The 20,177-nt window shown below is 56.3% G+C and carries 19 protein-coding genes; 12 read left to right on the top strand and 7 right to left on the bottom strand.

Translation table 11 applies throughout. From position 1 onward, the window contains the following. Positions 1–81 precede the first annotated feature (81 nt). From aspS to ruvB, 6 genes are all read left to right on the top strand, one after another. Positions 82–1,869, top strand: coding sequence for an aspartate--tRNA ligase (gene aspS, locus CWM57_RS09180; RefSeq protein WP_061154091.1), 1,788 nt, complete (start codon positions 82–84; stop codon positions 1,867–1,869). Between the two features lies 1 nt (position 1,870). After that, complete coding sequence (nudB, locus tag CWM57_RS09175; protein WP_002911477.1) at positions 1,871–2,314, top strand: dihydroneopterin triphosphate diphosphatase; 444 nt, start codon at positions 1,871–1,873, stop codon at positions 2,312–2,314. Between the two features lie 27 nt (positions 2,315–2,341). Continuing rightward, positions 2,342–3,082, top strand: coding sequence for a YebC/PmpR family DNA-binding transcriptional regulator (locus tag CWM57_RS09170; RefSeq protein WP_061154093.1), 741 nt, complete (start codon positions 2,342–2,344; stop codon positions 3,080–3,082). Positions 3,083–3,116: 34 nt separating this feature from the next. Next, on the top strand, positions 3,117–3,638 hold the full coding sequence (gene ruvC, locus CWM57_RS09165) for a crossover junction endodeoxyribonuclease RuvC (protein ID WP_061154094.1): 522 nt from the start codon (positions 3,117–3,119) through the stop codon (positions 3,636–3,638). 79 nt (positions 3,639–3,717) lie between these two features. After that, complete coding sequence (gene ruvA, locus CWM57_RS09160; RefSeq protein WP_002911454.1) at positions 3,718–4,329, top strand: Holliday junction branch migration protein RuvA; 612 nt, start codon at positions 3,718–3,720, stop codon at positions 4,327–4,329. Positions 4,330–4,337: 8 nt separating this feature from the next. Beyond that, positions 4,338–5,348 (top strand): Holliday junction branch migration DNA helicase RuvB, encoded by a 1,011-nt coding sequence (gene ruvB, locus CWM57_RS09155; RefSeq protein WP_061154095.1) that lies wholly within the window; start codon positions 4,338–4,340, stop codon positions 5,346–5,348. A gap of 63 nt (positions 5,349–5,411) precedes the next feature. On the opposite strand, the gene znuB is transcribed toward ruvB, so the two are convergent. Together znuB and znuC are read right to left on the bottom strand one after the other, a co-directional pair. Beyond that, entirely contained in the window at positions 5,412–6,197 is a 786-nt protein-coding gene (gene znuB, locus CWM57_RS09150; protein WP_100675382.1) for a zinc ABC transporter permease subunit ZnuB, read from the bottom strand. Next, complete coding sequence (gene znuC / locus CWM57_RS09145) at positions 6,197–6,916, bottom strand: zinc ABC transporter ATP-binding protein ZnuC (protein WP_228958578.1); 720 nt, start codon at positions 6,914–6,916, stop codon at positions 6,197–6,199. The genes znuB and znuC overlap by 1 nt, the downstream gene beginning before the upstream one ends. Before the next feature lie 110 nt (positions 6,917–7,026). On the opposite strand from znuC, the gene znuA reads away from it, so the two are divergent. From znuA to lpxM, 3 genes are all read left to right on the top strand, one after another. Beyond that, entirely contained in the window at positions 7,027–7,971 is a 945-nt protein-coding gene (gene znuA, locus CWM57_RS09140; protein ID WP_074385451.1) for a zinc ABC transporter substrate-binding protein ZnuA, read from the top strand. 15 nt (positions 7,972–7,986) lie between these two features. Then, positions 7,987–9,306 (top strand): murein DD-endopeptidase MepM, encoded by a 1,320-nt coding sequence (gene mepM / locus CWM57_RS09135; RefSeq protein ID WP_061154098.1) that lies wholly within the window; start codon positions 7,987–7,989, stop codon positions 9,304–9,306. A 117-nt stretch (positions 9,307–9,423) separates the two neighbouring features. Next, positions 9,424–10,395 carry a lauroyl-Kdo(2)-lipid IV(A) myristoyltransferase gene (lpxM, locus tag CWM57_RS09130; protein ID WP_008804253.1) on the top strand — a complete coding sequence of 324 codons (972 nt, stop codon included), beginning with the start codon at positions 9,424–9,426 and terminating at the stop codon, positions 10,393–10,395. A 30-nt stretch (positions 10,396–10,425) separates the two neighbouring features. Here lpxM and dcuR read toward each other — a convergent pair whose 3' ends face one another. From dcuR to CWM57_RS09115, 3 genes are all read right to left on the bottom strand, one after another. Then, the gene (dcuR, locus tag CWM57_RS09125) at positions 10,426–11,142 is read right to left on the bottom strand and encodes a two-component system response regulator DcuR (protein WP_100630724.1); all 717 of its coding nucleotides are present in this window, start codon (positions 11,140–11,142) and stop codon (positions 10,426–10,428) included. Between the two features lie 64 nt (positions 11,143–11,206). Next, a complete protein-coding gene (locus CWM57_RS09120; RefSeq protein ID WP_100675383.1) occupies positions 11,207–12,892 on the bottom strand; it encodes an NAD-dependent malic enzyme in 1,686 nt (561 codons plus the stop codon). 62 nt (positions 12,893–12,954) lie between these two features. Continuing rightward, complete coding sequence (locus tag CWM57_RS09115; protein ID WP_061154102.1) at positions 12,955–13,902, bottom strand: AEC family transporter; 948 nt, start codon at positions 13,900–13,902, stop codon at positions 12,955–12,957. Positions 13,903–14,321: 419 nt separating this feature from the next. Here CWM57_RS09115 and CWM57_RS09110 point away from each other — a divergent pair, with 419 nt between their 5' ends. Beyond that, entirely contained in the window at positions 14,322–15,656 is a 1,335-nt protein-coding gene (locus CWM57_RS09110; protein ID WP_100675384.1) for a 2-hydroxycarboxylate transporter family protein, read from the top strand. Between the two features lie 62 nt (positions 15,657–15,718). Here CWM57_RS09110 and pyk read toward each other — a convergent pair whose 3' ends face one another. Together pyk and CWM57_RS09100 are read right to left on the bottom strand one after the other, a co-directional pair. Further along, complete coding sequence (gene pyk / locus CWM57_RS09105) at positions 15,719–17,161, bottom strand: pyruvate kinase (protein WP_074385455.1); 1,443 nt, start codon at positions 17,159–17,161, stop codon at positions 15,719–15,721. Positions 17,162–17,286: 125 nt separating this feature from the next. Continuing rightward, on the bottom strand, positions 17,287–18,192 hold the full coding sequence (locus CWM57_RS09100; RefSeq protein WP_162677299.1) for a MurR/RpiR family transcriptional regulator: 906 nt from the start codon (positions 18,190–18,192) through the stop codon (positions 17,287–17,289). A 159-nt stretch (positions 18,193–18,351) separates the two neighbouring features. Between CWM57_RS09100 and CWM57_RS09090 the strand changes: the two genes are divergently transcribed. Continuing rightward, the gene (locus tag CWM57_RS09090; protein ID WP_004145554.1) at positions 18,352–18,501 is read left to right on the top strand and encodes a hypothetical protein; all 150 of its coding nucleotides are present in this window, start codon (positions 18,352–18,354) and stop codon (positions 18,499–18,501) included. A gap of 10 nt (positions 18,502–18,511) precedes the next feature. Further along, a complete protein-coding gene (zwf, locus tag CWM57_RS09085) occupies positions 18,512–19,987 on the top strand; it encodes a glucose-6-phosphate dehydrogenase (protein WP_008804260.1) in 1,476 nt (491 codons plus the stop codon). Positions 19,988–20,177: the final 190 nt, after the last annotated feature.

The following is a 20,177-nucleotide window of genomic DNA, read 5'->3' as shown; positions in this document are numbered from 1 at the left end:
TTGTGACATCAGCTAAAGCTGCGACCTCGTCGCCTGCAGGGCAGACGACAATCCGCCGACGGCTAAGTTAAGGGATATCTCATGCGTACAGAATATTGCGGACAGCTTCGACAGTCCCACGTTGGGCAGCAGGTGACTCTGTGTGGTTGGGTCAACCGCCGTCGCGATCTCGGTAGCCTCATTTTTATCGACATGCGCGACCGCGAAGGCATCGTTCAGGTGTTTTTCGACCCGGATCGTGCGGATGCGTTGAAATTAGCCTCTGAACTGCGTAATGAGTTCTGCATTCAGGTCACTGGCACCGTCCGCGCGCGTGAAGAGAAAAACATCAACGCGGACATGGCCACCGGCGCCATCGAAGTGCTGGCCTCCGATCTGACGATCATTAACCGCTCAGAATCGTTGCCGCTGGACTCCAATCACGTCAACACCGAAGAAGCGCGTCTGAAATACCGCTACCTCGACCTGCGTCGTCCGGAAATGGCGCAGCGTCTGAAAACCCGCGCGAAAATCACCAGCTTTGTGCGTCGCTTTATGGATGACCATGGCTTCCTCGACATCGAAACCCCGATGTTGACTAAAGCCACCCCGGAAGGCGCTCGCGATTACCTCGTGCCTTCCCGCGTGCATAAAGGCAAATTCTACGCGCTGCCGCAGTCCCCGCAGCTGTTCAAACAGCTGCTGATGATGTCCGGGTTCGATCGCTATTATCAGATCGTTAAATGCTTCCGCGATGAAGACCTGCGTGCCGACCGTCAGCCTGAATTTACCCAGATCGACGTGGAAACCTCCTTTATGACCGCGCCGCAGGTGCGTGAGATCATGGAAGCGATGGTGCGTCAGCTGTGGCTGGAAATTAAAGGCGTCGACCTGGGCGATTTCCCGATCATGACCTTCGCCGAAGCCGAACGTCGTTACGGCTCCGATAAACCAGATCTGCGTAACCCGATGGAGCTGGTGGACGTCGCCGACCTGCTGAAGTCCGTGGAGTTCGCGGTCTTTGCCGGCCCGGCCAACGATCCGAAAGGACGTGTGGCGGCGCTGCGCGTCCCGGGCGGTGCCTCTCTGACCCGCAAGCTGATTGACGAATACGGCAACTTTGTGAAGATCTACGGCGCGAAGGGGCTGGCCTATATTAAAGTGACCGAGCGTGCGAAAGGCATGGACGGGATCAACAGCCCGGTGGCGAAGTTCCTGACCGCTGAGATCGTGGAAGCCATCCTCGAGCGCACCGGCGCGCAGGACGGCGATATGATCTTCTTCGGCGCCGACAACAAGAAAGTGGTGGCTGACGCGCTGGGCGCGCTGCGTCTGAAGCTCGGTAAAGACCTGAGCCTGACTGACGAAAGCAAATGGGCGCCGCTGTGGGTGATCGACTTCCCGATGTTCGAAGACGACGGCGAAGGCGGCCTGACGGCGATGCACCATCCGTTCACCTCGCCAAAAGATATGACGGCGGACGAGCTGAAAGCCGCGCCGGAAGAGGCTGTAGCCAACGCCTACGATATGGTCATTAATGGGTATGAAGTCGGCGGCGGTTCTGTGCGTATCCACCGCGGCGACATGCAGCAAACTGTATTTGGCATCCTGGGCATTAACGAGCAAGAGCAGCGTGAAAAATTCGGCTTCCTTCTGGATGCGCTGAAATACGGTACGCCGCCGCATGCGGGCCTGGCGTTCGGTCTTGACCGCCTGACCATGCTGCTGACCGGTACCGATAACATCCGCGACGTTATCGCCTTCCCGAAAACCACCGCGGCGGCCTGTCTGATGACCGAAGCGCCAAGCTTCGCGAATCCTGCCTCGCTTGGTGAACTGGGTATTCAGGTTGTGGAGAAAGAGACAAAAGCGTCTCTGGAGAACAAGTAATATGTCATTTAAGCTGCCCGTTTCGGTGCTGGTGGTGATTTACGCCGAAGATACGAAACGGGTGCTGATGTTACAGCGGCGCGACGATCCCGCGTTCTGGCAGTCGGTGACCGGCAGCCTGGAAGCAGGAGAGACCGCGCTGCAGGCCGCCGCGCGTGAAGTAAAGGAAGAGGTCGCCATTGATGTTGCCTGCGAGCAACTGACCTTAATTGACTGTCAGCGCACGGTGGAGTTCGAGATATTTTCTCATTTGCGTCATCGCTATGCGCCGGGTGTAGAGCGCAATACAGAATTCTGGTTCTGTCTTGCGCTGCCTCATGAGCGGGAGATTACCTTCACCGAACATCTGGCCTACCGCTGGGTCAGCGCGACGGAAGCCGCTGCGCTGACCAAGTCGTGGAGCAACCGGCAGGCGATTGAAGAATTTGTAATTAACGCCGCCTGAAAGGGCGCGCTTTTTGGAGAGTTTTTTATGGCAGGTCATAGTAAATGGGCCAACACCAAACACCGCAAAGCGGCACAGGATGCTAAACGCGGTAAAATCTTTACGAAAATCATTCGCGAGCTGGTGACTGCGGCGCGTCTGGGCGGCGGCGACGCGGCTTCCAACCCGCGTCTGCGTGCAGCCGTTGATAAAGCGTTGTCTAACAACATGACGCGCGACACCCTGAACCGCGCCATCGCGCGCGGCGTCGGCGGTGATGAAGACGCGAACATGGAAACCATCATTTACGAAGGCTATGGCCCTGGCGGTACCGCGGTAATGGTGGAATGTCTGTCCGACAACCGTAACCGTACCGTTGCGGAAGTGCGTCACGCTTTCACCAAAACCGGTGGTAACCTCGGTACCGACGGCTCCGTGTCCTACCTGTTCAGCAAGAAAGGCGTCATCTCCTTCGAGAAAGGCGATGAAGACACCATTATGGAAGCGGCGCTGGAAGCCGGCGCAGAAGACGTGGTGACCTATGACGACGGCGCCATCGACGTCTACACCGCGTGGGAAGAGATGGGCGCCGTGCGCGACGCGCTGGAAGCCGCTGGCCTGAAAGCCGACGCTGCCGAAGTCTCGATGATCCCGTCCACCAAAGCGGATATGGATGCCGAGACGGCGCCGAAGCTGCTGCGTCTGATCGATATGCTCGAAGACTGCGACGACGTGCAGGAAGTGTACCATAACGGCGAGATCTCCGACGAGGTCGCAGCCACCCTGTGATGCAGTCGCATCCACGGTTAACCGGAGGCGCGTGATGGCTATTATTCTCGGCATTGACCCGGGGTCGCGCGTCACCGGTTATGGCGTGATCCGCCAGGTTGGGCGGCAGTTGAGCTACCTTGGCAGCGGATGCATCCGCACCAAAGTGGACGATCTGCCGTCGCGGCTGAAGCTGATTTACGCTGGGGTGACGGAGATCATCACCCAGTTCCAGCCCGACTATTTCGCCATTGAGCAGGTCTTTATGGCGAAGAACGCCGATTCGGCGTTAAAGCTCGGCCAGGCGCGGGGAGTGGCGATTGTTGCAGCGACCAATCAGTCGCTGCCGGTGTTTGAATACGCCGCCCGCCAGGTCAAGCAGACCGTTGTCGGGATCGGCAGTGCCGAAAAGAGCCAGGTCCAGCACATGGTGCGTACCTTGCTCAAGCTGCCTGCCAATCCGCAGGCGGATGCGGCGGATGCGCTGGCGATTGCCATCACCCACTGCCATGTTAGCCAGAATGCCGCTCAGATCAGTGAGACCCGGCTCAATCTGGCGCGAGGGCGCTTACGATAATCGCAAATCAGGCTGGATATCTATCCAGCCTTTTTTTATGATACCGCCAGATACTTAGACCATAACGCAGGAGCCCCATGTGATAGGCAGACTCAGAGGCATCATTCTCGAAAAACAACCCCCGCTGGTGTTGCTGGAAACGGCGGGCGTCGGCTATGAAGTGCATATGCCAATGACCTGCTTCTATGAGCTGCCGGAGGCCGGTCAGGAGGCGATAGTCTTTACCCACTTTGTGGTGCGTGAAGATGCCCAGCTGCTGTATGGTTTTAACAACAAACAGGAACGTACGCTGTTTAAAGAGCTGATTAAAACCAACGGCGTGGGGCCAAAGCTGGCGCTGGCGATCCTCTCCGGCATGTCGGCGCAGCAGTTCGTCAACGCCGTTGAGCGGGAAGAAGTCGCCTCGCTGGTGAAGCTGCCGGGGATTGGCAAAAAAACCGCAGAACGCCTGATCGTCGAGATGAAAGACCGCTTCAAAGGGCTGCACGGCGACCTGTTCACTCCGGCGGCCGATCTGGTGCTGACTTCACCGGCAGGCCCGACGGCAGATGATGCCGAACAGGAAGCGGTTGCTGCGCTGGTCGCGCTGGGCTATAAACCGCAGGAGGCCAGCCGGATGGTAAGCAAGATCGCGCGTCCGGACGCCAACAGTGAAACGCTAATCCGCGAAGCGCTGCGCGCCGCGTTGTGAGGTAAGGGATGATTGAAGCAGACCGGCTGGTATCGGCAGACAGCAGCGGCGCAGAAGAGGCCGTTGACCGCGCCATCCGCCCAAAATTGCTGGCAGAGTATGTCGGCCAGCCGCAGGTGCGCTCGCAGATGGAGATCTTTATCCAGGCGGCGAAACTGCGCGGCGACGCCCTCGATCACCTGCTGATTTTTGGCCCGCCTGGGTTGGGGAAAACCACCCTGGCGAACATTGTCGCCAATGAGATGGGGGTGAATCTGCGCACCACCTCCGGCCCGGTGCTAGAGAAAGCAGGCGATCTCGCCGCGATGCTCACCAACCTCGAACCGCACGACGTGCTGTTTATCGATGAGATCCATCGCCTCTCGCCGGTGGTGGAAGAGGTGCTCTACCCGGCGATGGAAGACTATCAGCTGGATATTATGATTGGCGAAGGTCCGGCGGCGCGCTCCATCAAAATCGATCTGCCGCCGTTTACCCTGATCGGCGCCACCACCCGGGCCGGTTCATTGACCTCGCCGCTGCGCGACCGCTTTGGCATCGTGCAGCGTCTGGAGTTCTATCAGATACCCGATCTACAGCATATTGTCAGCCGCAGCGCCCGCCATATGGGACTGGAGATGAGCGACGAAGGCGCGCTGGAAGTGGCCCGTCGTTCACGCGGCACGCCGCGTATTGCCAACCGTCTGCTACGTCGGGTGCGCGACTTCGCGGAAGTGCGCCATGACGGCACCATCTCTGCCGACATTGCCGCCCAGGCGCTGGATATGCTGAATGTCGATGCGGAAGGGTTCGACTATATGGACCGCAAACTGCTGCTGGCGGTGATAGATAAATTCTTTGGTGGGCCGGTGGGGCTGGATAACCTTGCCGCCGCGATTGGCGAAGAGCGGGAAACCATTGAAGATGTGCTGGAGCCTTATTTAATTCAGCAGGGTTTTCTGCAGCGTACGCCACGGGGAAGAATGGCGACGGTGCGGGCCTGGAATCATTTCGGCATTACGCCGCCGGAAATGCCATAGTGCGTTGCGGCAGAGCAGTGCGTGTGGAGGCCCGGTCAACAGCATGACCGGGCTTTTTCATTTTCAGCTGGCGGCTTTTTTCGTCATGCTGAGGATAAACAGCGCGGCGGCGCACAGCACCACCGATGGCCCTGCGGGGGTATCGTAGAAGGCCGATAGGGTTAGCCCCCCGGTGACCGCCAGCATGCCCACGCCTACTGCCACGGCGGCCATCTGCTCCGGTGTACGGGCAAAACGGCGGGCGGTGGCTGCCGGGATAATCAGCAGGGAAGTGATGATCAGCGCGCCGACGAACTTCATCGCCACGCCGATAGTCAGGGCGGTGACCAGCATCAACAGCAACTTCACGCGCTGCAGCTTCACGCCATCGACAAACGCCAGATCCGGACTGATGGTCATCGCCAGCAGAGGTCGCCACTGCCAGAGCAGGATACCAATCACAATCACTACGCCAATGGCGATGGCAATCAAATCCTGCGGCGTCACTGCCAGCAGATCGCCGAACAGGTATGCCATCAGATCTACGCGGACGTTAGACATCAGACTGACCACCACCAGCCCCAGCGACAGTGCGCTGTGCGCCATGATGCCCAGCAGGGTATCGATCGCCAGATGGGGGCGTTTCTCCAGCCACACCAGCCCGCCGGCCAGCAGCAGGGTCACTGCGATCACCGCATAAAACGGATTGACGTTAAGCAGTAAGCCGAAAGCGACGCCGAGCAGCGACGCATGCGCCAGCGTATCGCCAAAATAGGACATGCGGCGCCAAACCACAAAGGAACCCAGCGGACCGGCGGCGCAGGCCAGCATTATCCCGGCAAGCCAGCCAGGTAACAGAAGTTCAATCATTAGCGGCTGTTTCCCCGACGCAGTACAATTCGCCCCTGAAGGTCGTGGCGATGATTATGGTGGTGGCGGTAAATCCCCAGCTGTTCCGCGCCGCGCGGGCCGAACATGGAGATAAACTCCGGATGCATGGAGACCACCTCCGGCGCGCCGGAGCAGCAGATATGCTGGTTCAGGCACAGGACTTCGTCGGTTTTGGCCATCACCAGATGCAGGTCGTGCGATACCATCAGCACTGCGCAGTCCAGTTCATGGCGCAACTGGTCGATAAGATCGTAAAGCGCCACCTGGCCATTGACGTCAACCCCCTGGGTTGGTTCATCCAGCACCAGCAGCTGTGGGCGGTTGAGCAGGGCGCGGGCCAGCAGTACGCGCTGGGTTTCGCCGCCGGAGAGTTTTTGCATCGGCGCGTCGATCAGATGCCCGGCCTGCACACGTTTCAGTGCCGGCAGGATGTCGTCTTTGCGGGTACCCGGGCGCAAACGCAGGAAGCGGCTGACGGTCAGTGGCAGCGTGGCGTCAAGATGCAGCTTCTGCGGCACGTAGCCGATCCGCAGGCGTTCTTCCCGCTTGATGACACCTTCTGTCGGTGCTACCAGCCCCAGAACCACCCGCACAAGGGTAGATTTACCGGCGCCGTTCGGGCCCAGTAGCGTTAATATTTTGCCTGGCGTGAGTGCCAGCGAGATGTCAGACAGCACGCGGCGTTGGCCAAAGGCCACCGACACATTTTCCAGCGTAACAAGGTTTGTCATAGTAATTTAGGGTTGCACAAGCTAGTGAATGTTATAATATCACATCACATTCACTCGTTTCGATGACTAGACGCATTATGTTACATAAAAATACGCTTCTTTGCGCTGGACTTGGCGCTGTTTTTTTGTTCGCGCAGGTTCCGCTGGCCAGCGCCGCGGTAGTGACTTCCATGAAACCGCTGGGCTTTATCGCAGCTGCTATCGCCGATGGGGTGACAGATACTCAGGTGCTATTGCCCGACGGCGCCTCAGAGCATGACTATTCACTGCGGCCTTCTGATGTAAAACGCTTACAGAACGCAGACTTAGTGGTATGGATTGGTCCGGAAATGGAAGCCTTTATGGATAAGTCGACGCAAAGCATTGCGGCGAATAAAAAGGTGACCATCGCGGAGCTGGATGGGGTGAAGCCGCTGCTGATGACCGGCGCTGACGACGATGACGATCATCATGGTCATGACCACGGCGCAGCAGAAAAAAGTGACGGCGATCACCATCACGGTATTTACAATATGCATCTGTGGTTATCCCCAGAGATAGCGCGGCTTTCGGCGGTTGCAATCCACGATAAATTATTGGAACTTATGCCGCAGAGTCGAGCCAAACTCGACAGCAACCTGCAGCAGTTCGAGGCCGCGCTGGCGGCAACTGACAAGCAGGTTAGCAATGAGCTGGCACCGCTGAAAGGGAAGGGCTATTTCGTTTTTCATGACGCCTACGGTTACTTTGAAAAACACTACGGTTTGACCTCACTGGGGCACTTTACCGTCAACCCTGAAATACAGCCTGGTGCGCAGCGTTTACACGAAATCAGAACACAACTGGTTGAGCAGAAGGCCACGTGCGTTTTTGCTGAGCCACAGTTCAGGCCAGCGGTTATCGAAGCTGTTGCCCGGGGCACTTCTGTGCGCATGGGAACCCTGGATCCGCTGGGTACTGGAATTACGTTGGGTAAAGCGAGTTACCCACAATTCCTGACCCAGCTGGCGAATCAGTATTCGAGCTGCCTGAAAGGAGATTAACGAGGAAGTGAATACGTGCAACAGATAGCCCGCGCTGTCACTCAGGCATTCAACAATCTGCCACGACCTCATCGCGTCATGTTGGGGTCGCTTAGCGTTCTTACCTTAGCGGTCGCCGTCTGGCGACCCTACATTTACCACCCGGAATCCGCCCCCATCGTCAGAACCATTGAACTGGAAAAAAGCGAGATCCGTTCCCTGCTGCCGGAAGCCTCCGAGCCGATCGACCAGGCCCCGCAGGAAGAAGAAGCCATTCCTCAGGATGAGCTCGACGAGAAGGCCGATACCGATGCCGGCGGTCACGAATATGTGGTGTCGACCGGCGATACGCTCAGCAGCATCCTGAACCAGTACGGTATCGATATGGGTGATATCGCCCAGCTTTCCTCCGCCGATAAAGAGCTGCGTAATCTGAAGATTGGCCAGCAGCTCTCCTGGACTCTGACCGCGGACGGCGATCTGCAGAGTCTGACCTGGGAGATGTCCCGCCGCGAAACCCGCACTTATACCCGTGTGGACAACGGTTTTAAAATGAGCAGCGAGCTGCAGAAAGGCGACTGGGTCAACAATGTACTGAAGGGCACCGTCGGCGCCAGCTTTGTCTCCAGCGCACGCGACGCCGGGCTGACCAGTACCGAAATCAGCGCGGTGATCAAGGCCATGCAGTGGCAGATGGATTTCCGTAAGCTGAAAAAAGGCGACGAGTTCTCGGTATTGATGTCGCGTGAAATGCTCGACGGTAAGCGCGAGCAAAGTCAGCTGCTGGGCGTGCGTTTGCGCTCCGATGGTAAAGACTACTTTGCTATCCGTGCCGAAGACGGCAAATTCTACGATCGTAACGGGACGGGGCTGGCGAAAGGCTTTATGCGCTTCCCAACGGCGCGTCAGTTCCGCGTCTCCTCTAACTTTAACCCGCGTCGTCTGAACCCGGTCACCGGGCGCGTCGCGCCGCACCGTGGCGTCGATTTCGCGATGCCGCAGGGGACGCCGGTGCTGGCAGTCGGCGATGGCGAAGTGGTGGTGGCCAAGCGCAGCGGCGCTGCCGGGTATTATGTTGCTATCCGCCATGGTCGCACCTATACCACCCGCTATATGCACTTGCGTAAGCTGCTGGTGAAACCGGGGCAGAAAGTGAAGCGCGGCGATCGTATCGCGCTGTCGGGGAATACCGGCCGCTCTACCGGACCGCATCTGCACTACGAAGTGTGGATCAACCAGCAGGCGGTCAACCCGCTGACGGCTAAGCTGCCGCGTACCGAAGGGCTGAGCGGTTCCGACCGTACCGATTACCTGGCGCAGGTCAAAGAGGTCGTCCCGCAGCTGCGGTTTGACTAACTACCGGTCAGTGGAAAGCCGGTGCCCCAGGGCGCCGGCTTTTTCTTTTGTAGGTTACCCAACGTCTCGCTACACTATCCCATTATCTTGATTAAGCAGTCGACCTGCGGATTGGGCATGGAAACGAAAAAAAATAATATTGAGTTTATCCCTAAGTTTGAGAAATCCTTTTTACTGCCGCGCTACTGGGGCGCGTGGCTGGGCGTCTTTGCCTTCGCTGGCATCGCGCTGACGCCGCCTTCCTTTCGCGATCCGATCCTCGGCAAACTCGGCCGCTTCGTAGGGCGTTTGGCGAAAAGCTCGCGGCGCCGGGCGCAGATTAATTTGCTGTACTGTTTTCCGGAAAAAAGCGAGCACGAACGGGAAGCGATCATCGACGCCATGTATGCCTCGGCGCCGCAGGCGATGGTGATGATGGCCGAGCTGGGCCTGCGCGATCCGCAGAAAATCCTTGCCCGCGTCGACTGGCAGGGGAAAGAGATCATCGACGAGATGCAGCGTAATAACGAGAAAGTGATTTTCCTCGTTCCGCATGCCTGGGGCGTGGATATCCCGGCGATGCTGATGGCCTCCGGTGGGCAGAAGATGGCGGCGATGTTCCACAACCAGGGTAACCCGGTCTTTGATTACGTGTGGAATACCGTGCGCCGTCGTTTTGGCGGGCGTATGCACGCGCGCAACGATGGGATCAAACCGTTTATTCAGTCGGTGCGCCAGGGCTACTGGGGCTACTATCTGCCCGACCAGGATCACGGCGCTGAGCACAGTGAATTTGTGGATTTCTTTGCTACCTACAAGGCGACGCTGCCCGCGATTGGCCGTTTAATGAAGGTATGCCGCGCCCGCGTCGTACCGCTGTTCCCGGTCTATGATGGCCAAACGCATCGCCTGACGGTGCTGGTCCGCCCGCCGATGGACGATCTGCTGGACGCTGACGATACGACGATCGCCCGGCGGATGAACGAAGAAGTGGAAGTGTTTGTTAAGCCGCACACCGAGCAGTACACCTGGATCCTGAAGCTGCTGAAAACGCGCAAACCGGGTGAAATCGAGCCTTATAAACGCAAAGAGCTGTTCCCAAAGAAGTAGTCTAAAAGAGAGCCAGTGGGCGTTCCCGGCTCACTGGCTATATTGCGTCAGTAACATCACGTTCTCGACGACAAGCCGGTAGCGATACTCCGGGCGGCCAGTGATACCGTAGTGATTGGTCGTGAAGAGCACGTTTATCTGCTCCAGCCAAATCAGGTATTTGCGGCATGACACCCTGGATATCTGCAGCGCCGCCGCCAGCTCGTTGGTCGAAAAATCGCGCGCCTGATGGGCGTCAATCCACTGGCACACGAGGCGAAGGGTTTGTGGAGTCAGCCCTTTCGGCAAGCGGCGGGCGCTTTCCTGTTGCGGGATCCCGCGACGCAGCAGGGTGTCGATATCCGCCTGGGCGTAACAGGATTTCGCCTGCTTCACCTCACGCTTGTTGCGCCATGTCTGCAGGGCTTCCTCAAAGCGCGGAAACTGAAACGGTTTAATCAGGTAATCCACCACCCCATAGTGCAGCGCCGTTTGTAGCGTGAGCGCATCGGCGGCAGATGTCATCATGATGACGTCAATATTCCGCGCATCTGCGCGAAGCGAGGGCAGCAGGTCAAGGCCATTCTCCTGTTGCATATAGACATCCAGTAGCAGCAGATCGACCTGCGCCAGATGGCTCAGCATCGCTTTGGCGCCGCCGATCGTCGCCGCCACCCCGCAGCAGTGAAAATCAGCCACCCGGCTGATAAACAGCCGGTTCAGTTCGGCTACCATGGGATCATCATCGACGATCAGCACATTGAACATGCGTGGTTCCCCGGTGTGGCGGGAAGCCAGCCGACTTCCCGCAAGATGAGTTGAGGAATGACGATCAGAATGACGATCGTTTATAGGCGGTGTAGCGCGCTCGCCAGAAGGTTTTATCGATATTCGCCGCCAGCTGTGCCTCATCAATCTGCGGTGCGACACCGTCCCGCTGCGCGGCGCGAGCGACCTCTGCGGCAATAGCCCGGGAAATCATTTCAATCTCTTCAACCGGCGGCAGTAAAGCACCGGTTTCACGGGTCGCCAAAGGCGAGTGGGCTGCGAGGGTTTTACTGCAGGTGATCAGCATCGCTTCGGTGACGCGCTGCGCTTTACTGGCGAGGATCCCCAGCCCCAGACCGGGGAAAATATAGGCGTTGTTGCACTGAGCGATATCGTAGGTTTTGCCGTCGTAGAAGACGGGTTCGAACGGGCTACCGGTGGCGATCAGCGCGCTTCCCCGGGTCCACTCCAGCAAATCCTTCGGCTGGGCCTCGGCCCGGGAGGTGGGGTTAGACAGCGGCATAATAATCGGACGCGGGCAGTGCCGATGCATCTCTTTCACAATCTCCTCGCTAAACAACCCCGGCTGGCCTGACACGCCAATCAGTACGGTAGGGTGGACGTTGCGTACGACATCCATCAGCGACAGCTGGGCGGACTCGGTATCCCAGTGGGCAATACTGGCTCGCGGCGTGACGAGGTTGCGTTGAAAATCGAGCAGATTGGGCATCTCATCCGTCAGCAGGCCAAAGCGGTCAACCATAAAGATGCGGCGGCGCGCTTCCTCCTCCGAGAGACCATCATCCACCATCAGCGCAATGATTTTTTCCGCAATGCCGCATCCGGCCGAACCGCCACCGAGGAAAACTACCCGCTGGTCGCGGATCGGCGTCCCGGCCGCGGCCGCGGCGGCGATCAGCGTCCCTGAGGTCACGGCGGCGGTACCCTGGATATCATCGTTAAAACAGCACAGCTGGTGACGATAGCGGTTGAGCAGTCGCGTGGCATTCTTTTGGGCAAAGTCTTCAAACTGAAGTAATACATTCGGCCAACGTTGCTGAATGGCATGGACAAACATGTCCATAAACTCAAGGTACTGCTCGTCGCTGATGCGCGGATGGCGCCAGCCCATATACAGTGGATCCTCCAGATGCTGCGGGTTATTGGTACCAACATCTAACATAATGGGCAGCGTGGATGCCGGGTGAATACCCCCGCAGGCGGTATATAACGAGAGTTTGCCAATGGGGATCCCCATGCCACCAATCCCCTGGTCGCCCAGCCCCAGAATGCGCTCGCCATCGGTCACGACAATGACTTTGATATCATTGCGGGAAAACCCCTGCAGCATTTCGTCAATCTGGTGACGGTTAGGCCAGGAAATAAATAAACCGCGTCCCCGGCGATATATTTCTGAAAAATGTTCGCACGCTTCTCCCACCGTCGGGGTATAGATCACCGGCAACGTTTCTTTCATATGGCTGCGCAGCAGGTTATAGAATAATGTCTCGTTAGTATCCTGAATATTCCTGAGATAGATATGGCGCGAAATACTCTTTTTGAACTGGCAAAACTGGCCCCATGCGCGCTCGGTTTGTTCTTCAATGGTTTCAACATTATGGGGTAACAGTCCCTGAAGATTAAATGCCGTGCGTTCACTTTCGGTAAATGCAAGGCCTTTATTTAATAACGGATTTTCCAGCAGGACGGCACCGTTATAGGGAGTGTATAAGGTTTCTGTGGCTAACATTGGATGACTCCTGAATATCAAATTAAAACATTGCCTGATGTCTTGGTGTTTTATTTCCGTGATTACGAAATGAGATAAATCATGATACCTTCGGTGACGACGCCGATGGCGGTACCCAGCAAAATAGAGGATGAGGCCGGCTCAATATAGGTATCGCTGCGCAGAGCAAACATCCCTGCGGCGATGGCGGAAGGCGTCGCGCCGATGATAATAACCTGTTGCATTAAGGTATGACTGAGTCCAAAGGCCAGTCCGGCCAGGGCCATCATTGCCGGTTGGATCAGATTTTTGATACTGATATTGGTACAGGTTTGAATATTGACCGTCGGGCGTTCGCCGTAAAACAGCAGCCCCAGGGCGAACAGTGACAGACCGCCGGCGATTTTACCCACCATTTCAATAGGCATACTGAGCATATGCGGCAACTGGACCCCTGCCAGGCTGAGCAACACGCCGGAAATCGGGATCCAGACGATGGGGTTTCTCACGGCTTTCAGCAGGTTTTGCAGGATCAGCTGCCCGGCATGAAGCTGGGGTTCATCCGCGCTTCCGTGCTTGTCTCCCATGCGAATCAGGATGATAGTCAGAGGGATCATCAATACGCTGGTCACCAGGTTTCCGATAAGCACGCCGAGAAAACCCTCCGGGCCTATCAGTACCGCCAGAACGGGCGCACCAAAGTAGGCCATATCGGGGAAGGCGCAAACCAGCGACTGAATCGCGCTGGTTTTAATATCATGACGGAAAACATAGCGTGAGATCAGCAGCGTGAGAAAATAGGATCCCATCAGGCCAATGACTAACACCGCCATAAAGGTGAAGTTTTTAATTTTATCGGGATTGGTATTTAACGCGCCGATAAAAAGATGGAACGGAAGCGCAAAGCGGATCACCACCGTGGCAAGAACGGAGGCATCCTCGCGCCGGGTATAGCCTAGTTTACCGCTAAGCCATCCCAGCAGCATGATAAATACCAATGGGAAAAGGGATTGTAAGAGTAGTGAAGGCATAAGATGTCCTGACATATTTTATTGGGTTGTTGTGTCGCCAATCTAGCGATCCCGTAATATTTAAAAGGTGATAGTCATCACAGTCGCCTGCCTTTAAATAATTTCGCCTCGGATACTTTACTTACAAATGGGTAAATCAGGGGTAAATCATGGAGTTGCTTGAATGAGATGCAAATATTATCGATGATGCTAACTTTAGCTTTATGACGATAAATTAAATTACTTAAAATAAACTTTATGGTTTAGTCACAAAGCCGACAGCGGAAAACCGTTTGTCATTTTTTGTTTTAAACGCCTGTGCTACCGTTTTGAGTGTATTTTGTTGAGCCGGTGTTTAGTGCTATTTCGTTTATGTTGCTACGCAAATTTTAATATTGCGTTACTACCCTACGCTACCTCCTTATCATTCAGGTAAAAATATGGAAAATAATTCACTCAACCACCCGATAGATAAAACCCAACCGAACGGGCAATCGACACGATTTTTATCCAATATCGACGTTGGTGCCGTGCCGTTAACGCTCTTTATTGGTATCGCTGCGATCGTCGCGCTCTCCGCGAGTGCGGGTCTGCTGCCGAAAAATATGATTGGCGGACTGGCGGTCATTATGACCCTGGGATTCGCGCTGGCTAAGATTGGCCGCATGGTGCCAGTATTAAAAGACATTGGCGGGCCGGCTATCTTGTGCCTGATGATGCCCTCAGTGTTGGTCTACTTTGGCGTGTTTGAAGCTCATACGCTCGATACTGTGCACTTGCTGATGAAAGAGGCCAATCTCCTCTATTTCGTCATCGCCTGTCTGGTCGTCGGGAGTATTCTGGGAATGAACCGCACTATTCTGATCCAGGGAATGGTGCGTATGTTTGTCCCGTTGGTGGTGGGGACCGGGGCGGCAATATTAACCGGCCTGCTGGTGGGCAGCTTATTTGGCTACAGTATTTACCACACCTTCTTTTTTATTATCGTGCCAATTATCGGCGGCGGCATCGGCGAAGGGATCCTGCCTTTGTCGCTGGCTTATTCGGCCATTCTCGGGCAAACGCCTGATGTCTATGTTGCCCAGCTGGCGCCGGCCGCGGTGGTTGGGAATATTTTCGCCATTATCTGCGCTGGTTTTCTGGCGCGCATGGGCGCACGTCGTCCGGCGCTATCCGGCAATGGGATGCTGATCCGTAGCCATGACGATAATAGCGTCTTTGCGCAACATCAGAGTACCCAACCCACCGATTTTCAGCTCATGGGTGCCGGGTTGCTGATGATTTGCGCGTTTTTCATCGTCGGTGGTCTGCTGGAGAAGGTGGTGCATATTCCGGGGCCGGTGCTGATGATTCTGGCGGCCGTCTTCTGCAAATATACCAAAGTTATCCCGGCGGCGATGGAGCTGGGGGCGCATAGCTGCTACAAGTTTGTCTCCGCCGCGCTGGTGTGGCCGCTGATGATCGGCCTGGGCATGCTGTATGTGCCGCTGGAGAGCGTGGTCTCGGTGTTCTCCGTTGGTTACGTCGTGGTTTGCGGCTCCATCGTTATTGCCATGGCACTGAGCGGTTTCTTTATCGCTGCTCGCCTGAATATGTATCCGGTGGAAGCCGCTATCGTGACCAGCTGCCATAGTGGCCTTGGAGGAACCGGAGATGTGGCCATCCTCTCGGCGTCAAACAGAATGGGGTTGATGCCGTTTGCCCAGATTGCGACGCGGATCGGCGGGGCGTCAACGGTGATCGCCGCGACGCTGTTGTTGAGCTGGATGGTGTAGTCTGCCAGATATTGGGCAAAAAAAACCTGCCAGCCGCATCGCTGGCAGGTCGACACCGAGGCTTACTCGACGGTGAGGATACGGGTGGTGTTGGTGCTGCCGATGGTGCTCATCACATCACCCTGGGTCACGACCACGAGGTCACCGGAGACGAGATAGCCTTTATCCCGCAGCAGATTGACGGCATCGTGCGCAGCGGCTACCCCGTCATTCTGGCTGTCGAAGAACACCGGGGTCACCCCGCGGTAGAGGGCGGTCAGGTTCAGGGTGCGCTCGTGGCGGGAAAGGGCGAAAATCGGCAGACCGGAGCTGATGCGCGAGGTCATCAGCGCGGTGCGGCCCGATTCGGTCATGGTGATGATGGCCGTGATGCCTTTCAGGTGGTTGGCGGCATACATCGCCGACATGGCAATTGCTTCTTCCACGTTGTCGAACTGGACGTCCAGACGGTGTTTGGAGACGTTGAGGCTCGGGATTTTTTCGGCGCCCAGACACACGCGCGCCATTGCGGCCACGGTTTCTGACGGGTACTGACCGGCAGCGGTTTCCGCGGAGAGCATTACCGCATCGGTACCATCCAGCACGGCGTTGGCCACGTCCATCACTTCCGCGCGAGTCGGCATCGGGTTGGTGATCATCGACTCCATCATCTGGGTGGCGGTAATGACGGAACGGTTCAGCTGACGGGCACGACGAATCAGCGCTTTCTGGATACCTACCAGCTCTGGATCGCCGATTTCGACGCCGAGGTCGCCGCGCGCAACCATGACCACATCGGAGGCGAGGATCACGTCGTCCATCGCATCCTGATCGCAGACTGCTTCCGCACGCTCAACTTTGGCGACGATTTTTGCATCGCAGCCGGCATCGCGCGCCAGGCGACGGGCGTAGTTCAGGTCTTCGCCGCAGCGCGGGAAAGAGACCGCCAGGTAGTCGACGCCGATTTTGGCGGCGGTGACGATATCAGCTTTGTCTTTGTCGGTCAGCGCTTCGGCAGACAGGCCGCCGCCCAGCTTGTTGATCCCTTTGTTGTTAGATAACGGACCGCCGACGGTCACTTCAGTAAACACTTTCATCCCCTGAACTTCGAGGACTTTCAGCTGTACGCGACCATCGTCGAGCAGCAGGATATCGCCCGGCACGACGTCCGCCGGCAGGCCTTTGTAATCGATCCCGACTTTCTCTTTGTCGCCTTCACCTTTGCCGAGGTTAGCGTCGAGCAGGAATTTGTCGCCGATATTGAGGAAAATTTTGCCTTCTTTGAAGGTCGATACGCGAATTTTTGGTCCCTGGAGGTCGCCGAGGATAGCAACGTGACGGCCCAGTTTCGCCGCAATCTCACGCACTTTGTCGGCACGGAGCTGATGATCTTCCGGGGTGCCGTGAGAGAAGTTCATACGCACTACGTTTGCGCCCGCGGCGATAACTTTTTCCAGGTTGTTATCACGGTCAGTTGCTGGGCCTAAGGTAGTAACGATTTTGGTTCTGCGAAGCCTTCTGGACATGTAATACTCCGTTGACTGATACAACTTTGGTGTTGCGTGAACATGGATTCGGTAGCGCCAGCCTGCAACGTCGCACAGCCGGATCGTTATCGAAGGTGTAATGGGTTACTGCTTGTTATCAACTTTTATTGATTATCACTGGGTACGAACTGTTCTTTATCAAAACGCGATTCCTTCAGCGCTTCCTTGACCCTCTTCAAGTTATCTCTGAATTTTGCCCCCCGACGCAGCGTAAAACCCGTCGCCAGCACGTCGATGACGGTCAACTGGGCCAGACGGGAGACCATCGGCATATAGATGTCGGTATCTTCCGGCACATCGAGGGTGATGGCGAGCGTGGCTTCCCGGGCCAGGGGGGTGCCGGCGGAGGTGAGGGCGATCACCATGGCATCGTTTTCACGGGCCAGCTGCGCTAGCTCCACCAGGCTCTTGGTTCTTCCGGTATGTGAGATAATCACCACCACATCATCGTCATCGCAATTCATACAGCTCATGCGTTGCAGGACAATGTCGTCGGAATAGATGACCGGCACGTTAAAGCGGAAAAATTTGTTCATCGCATCATGGGCGACCGCCGCCGAGGAACCGAGGCCGAAAAAGGCGATTTTTTTGGCCTGAGTCAGCAGATCCACCGCGCGATTCACCGCCGACATGTCGAGAGAATGGTGGACCTGATCTAAACTCGCCATGGCCGATTCGAATATTTTTCCCGTGTATGACTCAACGCTGTCGTCTTCATCAACATTCCGGTTAACATAGAGCGTACCGTGCGCGAGGCTCTGGGCAAGGTGCAGTTTAAAATCAGGAAACCCGCGGGTTTCGAGGCTGCGGCAGAAGCGATTGACGGTCGGTTCGCTCACCCCGGCCTCAAGGGCGAGGGCGGCGATGCTCGAATGAATGGCCTGCGCGGGGGTGGCGAGGATCACTTCCGCCACTTTGCGTTCAGATTTGCTAAGGTGTTCCAGTCGGGACTGGATTTTTTCCAGCATGTTCATTAGTAACAGGGCGCTCATCAATGGAAACGATTTCATTAATGGGTGAAATCATCGGGCGTTTTAGCAAGAATATACCCCTCCGCAAGCGCAAGCGGTGAGGAATGACGTGAAATAATGTTGTTTTTTTTCATTACATGATCAGAGTCGTATTTTACTGACCTGAAACAGGTACAAACAACGAACAATATCAGCCAGATGCCCAAATCATCGCCGAATGTTTTCACCCTGTGCGGTTTTACCGCCGCAAACGAAGGGGAAGGCTTTCGGGAAATACGTAAACACAGTACAGTGCAGTGTAAGAAAATTACAAATATAGCCTGGCAGAAGCACCAGACTATCAACTGAGGAGAATGACATGGCGGTAACGCAAACGGCCCAGGCATGCGACCTGGTCATTTTCGGCGCGAAGGGCGACCTGGCGCGACGTAAATTGTTGCCTTCCCTGTATCAGCTTGAAAAAGCGGGCCAGATCCACGCCGACACCCGCATCATTGGCGTCGGCCGTGCCGATTGGGATAAAGCGGCTTACACCAAAGTCGTGCGCGAAGCGCTGGAAACCTTCATGAAGGAAAAAATTGATGAAGGTTTGTGGGATTCCCTGAGCGGACGCCTGGAGTTCTGTAATCTTGACGTTAATGACACCAGCGGCTTCACGCGTCTGGGTGAGATGCTGGATCAACAGAACCGTGTCACCATCAACTATTTCGCCATGCCGCCGAGCACCTTTGGCGCGATCTGCAAAGGTCTGGGCGAAGCGAAGCTCAATGCCAAGCCTGCGCGCGTGGTGATGGAAAAACCGCTGGGTACCTCGCTGGAAACCTCGCGTGAAATCAACGACCAGGTCGGCGAGTTTTTTGAAGAGTGCCAGGTCTACCGTATCGACCACTACCTCGGTAAAGAGACGGTCCTCAACCTGCTGGCGCTGCGCTTTGCCAACTCCCTGTTCGTCAATAACTGGGACTGCCGCACTATCGATCATGTCGAAATCACCGTCGCGGAAGAGGTGGGTATTGAAGGGCGCTGGGGTTACTTCGACCAGGCCGGGCAGATGCGCGACATGATCCAGAACCACCTGCTGCAGATCCTGTGCATGATTGCCATGTCGCCGCCGTCCGATCTCAGCGCCGACAGCATCCGTGATGAAAAGGTCAAGGTCCTGAAATCCCTGCGTCGCATTGATCGCTCCAACGTGCGTGAGAAAACCGTTCGCGGCCAGTACACCGCCGGCTTTGCCCAGGGCAAAAAAGTGCCGGGCTACCTGGAAGAAGAGGGCGCCAACAAAACCAGTAACACCGAAACCTTCGTGGCGATCCGCGTCGATATCGATAACTGGCGCTGGGCCGGCGTACCGTTCTATCTGCGCACCGGCAAACGTCTGCCGACCAAATGCTCTGAGGTAGTGGTTTACTTCAAAACCCCGGAGCTGAACTTGTTTAAAGAGACCTGGCAGGAGCTGCCGCAGAACAAGCTGACTATTCGTCTGCAGCCGGACGAAGGGGTGGATATCCAGGTGCTGAACAAAGTGCCGGGCCTCGACCATAAGCATAATCTGCAGATCACCAAGCTGGATCTGAGCTACTCCGAGACCTTTAATCAGACGCACCTGGCCGATGCTTATGAGCGTCTATTGCTGGAGACCATGCGCGGTATCCAGGCGCTGTTTGTGCGCCGTGATGAAGTCGAAGAGGCGTGGAAATGGGTGGATTCCATCACCGAAGCCTGGGCTGCCGACCGCGATGCGCCGAAACCGTATCAGGCAGGGACCTGGGGACCGGTTGCGTCGGTGGCGATGATCACCCGTGACGGCCGTTCGTGGAACGAGTTCGAGTAAGCTCGCCGCCTAATCCGTCAGGGTTATTTTACCGGTAACATGATCTGACGCAGAAAGTCGCACGCTTTTTAATCTTTTAAGCCCCGTGAGGATTCACCCACGGGGCTTTTTTTATTACACTGCTTTCAGACATTTTGCCCCTGAGCGCTGGTGTTGGTGGCCTTTAGCACAAAAATACGTCATCACGCAG

The organism is Klebsiella sp. G-Nf4, from assembly GCF_002810615.1.
GTDB lineage: Bacteria > Pseudomonadota > Gammaproteobacteria > Enterobacterales > Enterobacteriaceae > Klebsiella > Klebsiella variicola.
Note: the sequence above shows the minus strand (reverse complement) of the source record. Positions and strands in the feature narration are given on the sequence as shown.

Coding starts and splice junctions, on each gene's coding strand:
- aspS (WP_061154091.1), top strand. CDS start 82: ATGCGTACAGAATATTGCGGACAGCTTCGACAGTCCCACGTTGGGCAG.
- nudB (WP_002911477.1), top strand. CDS start 1,871: ATGTCATTTAAGCTGCCCGTTTCGGTGCTGGTGGTGATTTACGCCGAA.
- CWM57_RS09170 (WP_061154093.1), top strand. CDS start 2,342: ATGGCAGGTCATAGTAAATGGGCCAACACCAAACACCGCAAAGCGGCA.
- ruvC (WP_061154094.1), top strand. CDS start 3,117: ATGGCTATTATTCTCGGCATTGACCCGGGGTCGCGCGTCACCGGTTAT.
- ruvB (WP_061154095.1), top strand. CDS start 4,338: ATGATTGAAGCAGACCGGCTGGTATCGGCAGACAGCAGCGGCGCAGAA.
- znuB (WP_100675382.1), bottom strand. CDS start 6,197: ATGATTGAACTTCTGTTACCTGGCTGGCTTGCCGGGATAATGCTGGCC.
- znuA (WP_074385451.1), top strand. CDS start 7,027: ATGTTACATAAAAATACGCTTCTTTGCGCTGGACTTGGCGCTGTTTTT.
- lpxM (WP_008804253.1), top strand. CDS start 9,424: ATGGAAACGAAAAAAAATAATATTGAGTTTATCCCTAAGTTTGAGAAA.
- dcuR (WP_100630724.1), bottom strand. CDS start 11,142: ATGTTCAATGTGCTGATCGTCGATGATGATCCCATGGTAGCCGAACTG.
- CWM57_RS09120 (WP_100675383.1), bottom strand. CDS start 12,892: ATGTTAGCCACAGAAACCTTATACACTCCCTATAACGGTGCCGTCCTG.
- CWM57_RS09115 (WP_061154102.1), bottom strand. CDS start 13,902: ATGCCTTCACTACTCTTACAATCCCTTTTCCCATTGGTATTTATCATG.
- CWM57_RS09110 (WP_100675384.1), top strand. CDS start 14,322: ATGGAAAATAATTCACTCAACCACCCGATAGATAAAACCCAACCGAAC.
- pyk (WP_074385455.1), bottom strand. CDS start 17,161: ATGTCCAGAAGGCTTCGCAGAACCAAAATCGTTACTACCTTAGGCCCA.
- CWM57_RS09100 (WP_162677299.1), bottom strand. CDS start 18,192: ATGAAATCGTTTCCATTGATGAGCGCCCTGTTACTAATGAACATGCTG.
- CWM57_RS09090 (WP_004145554.1), top strand. CDS start 18,352: ATGCCCAAATCATCGCCGAATGTTTTCACCCTGTGCGGTTTTACCGCC.
- zwf (WP_008804260.1), top strand. CDS start 18,512: ATGGCGGTAACGCAAACGGCCCAGGCATGCGACCTGGTCATTTTCGGC.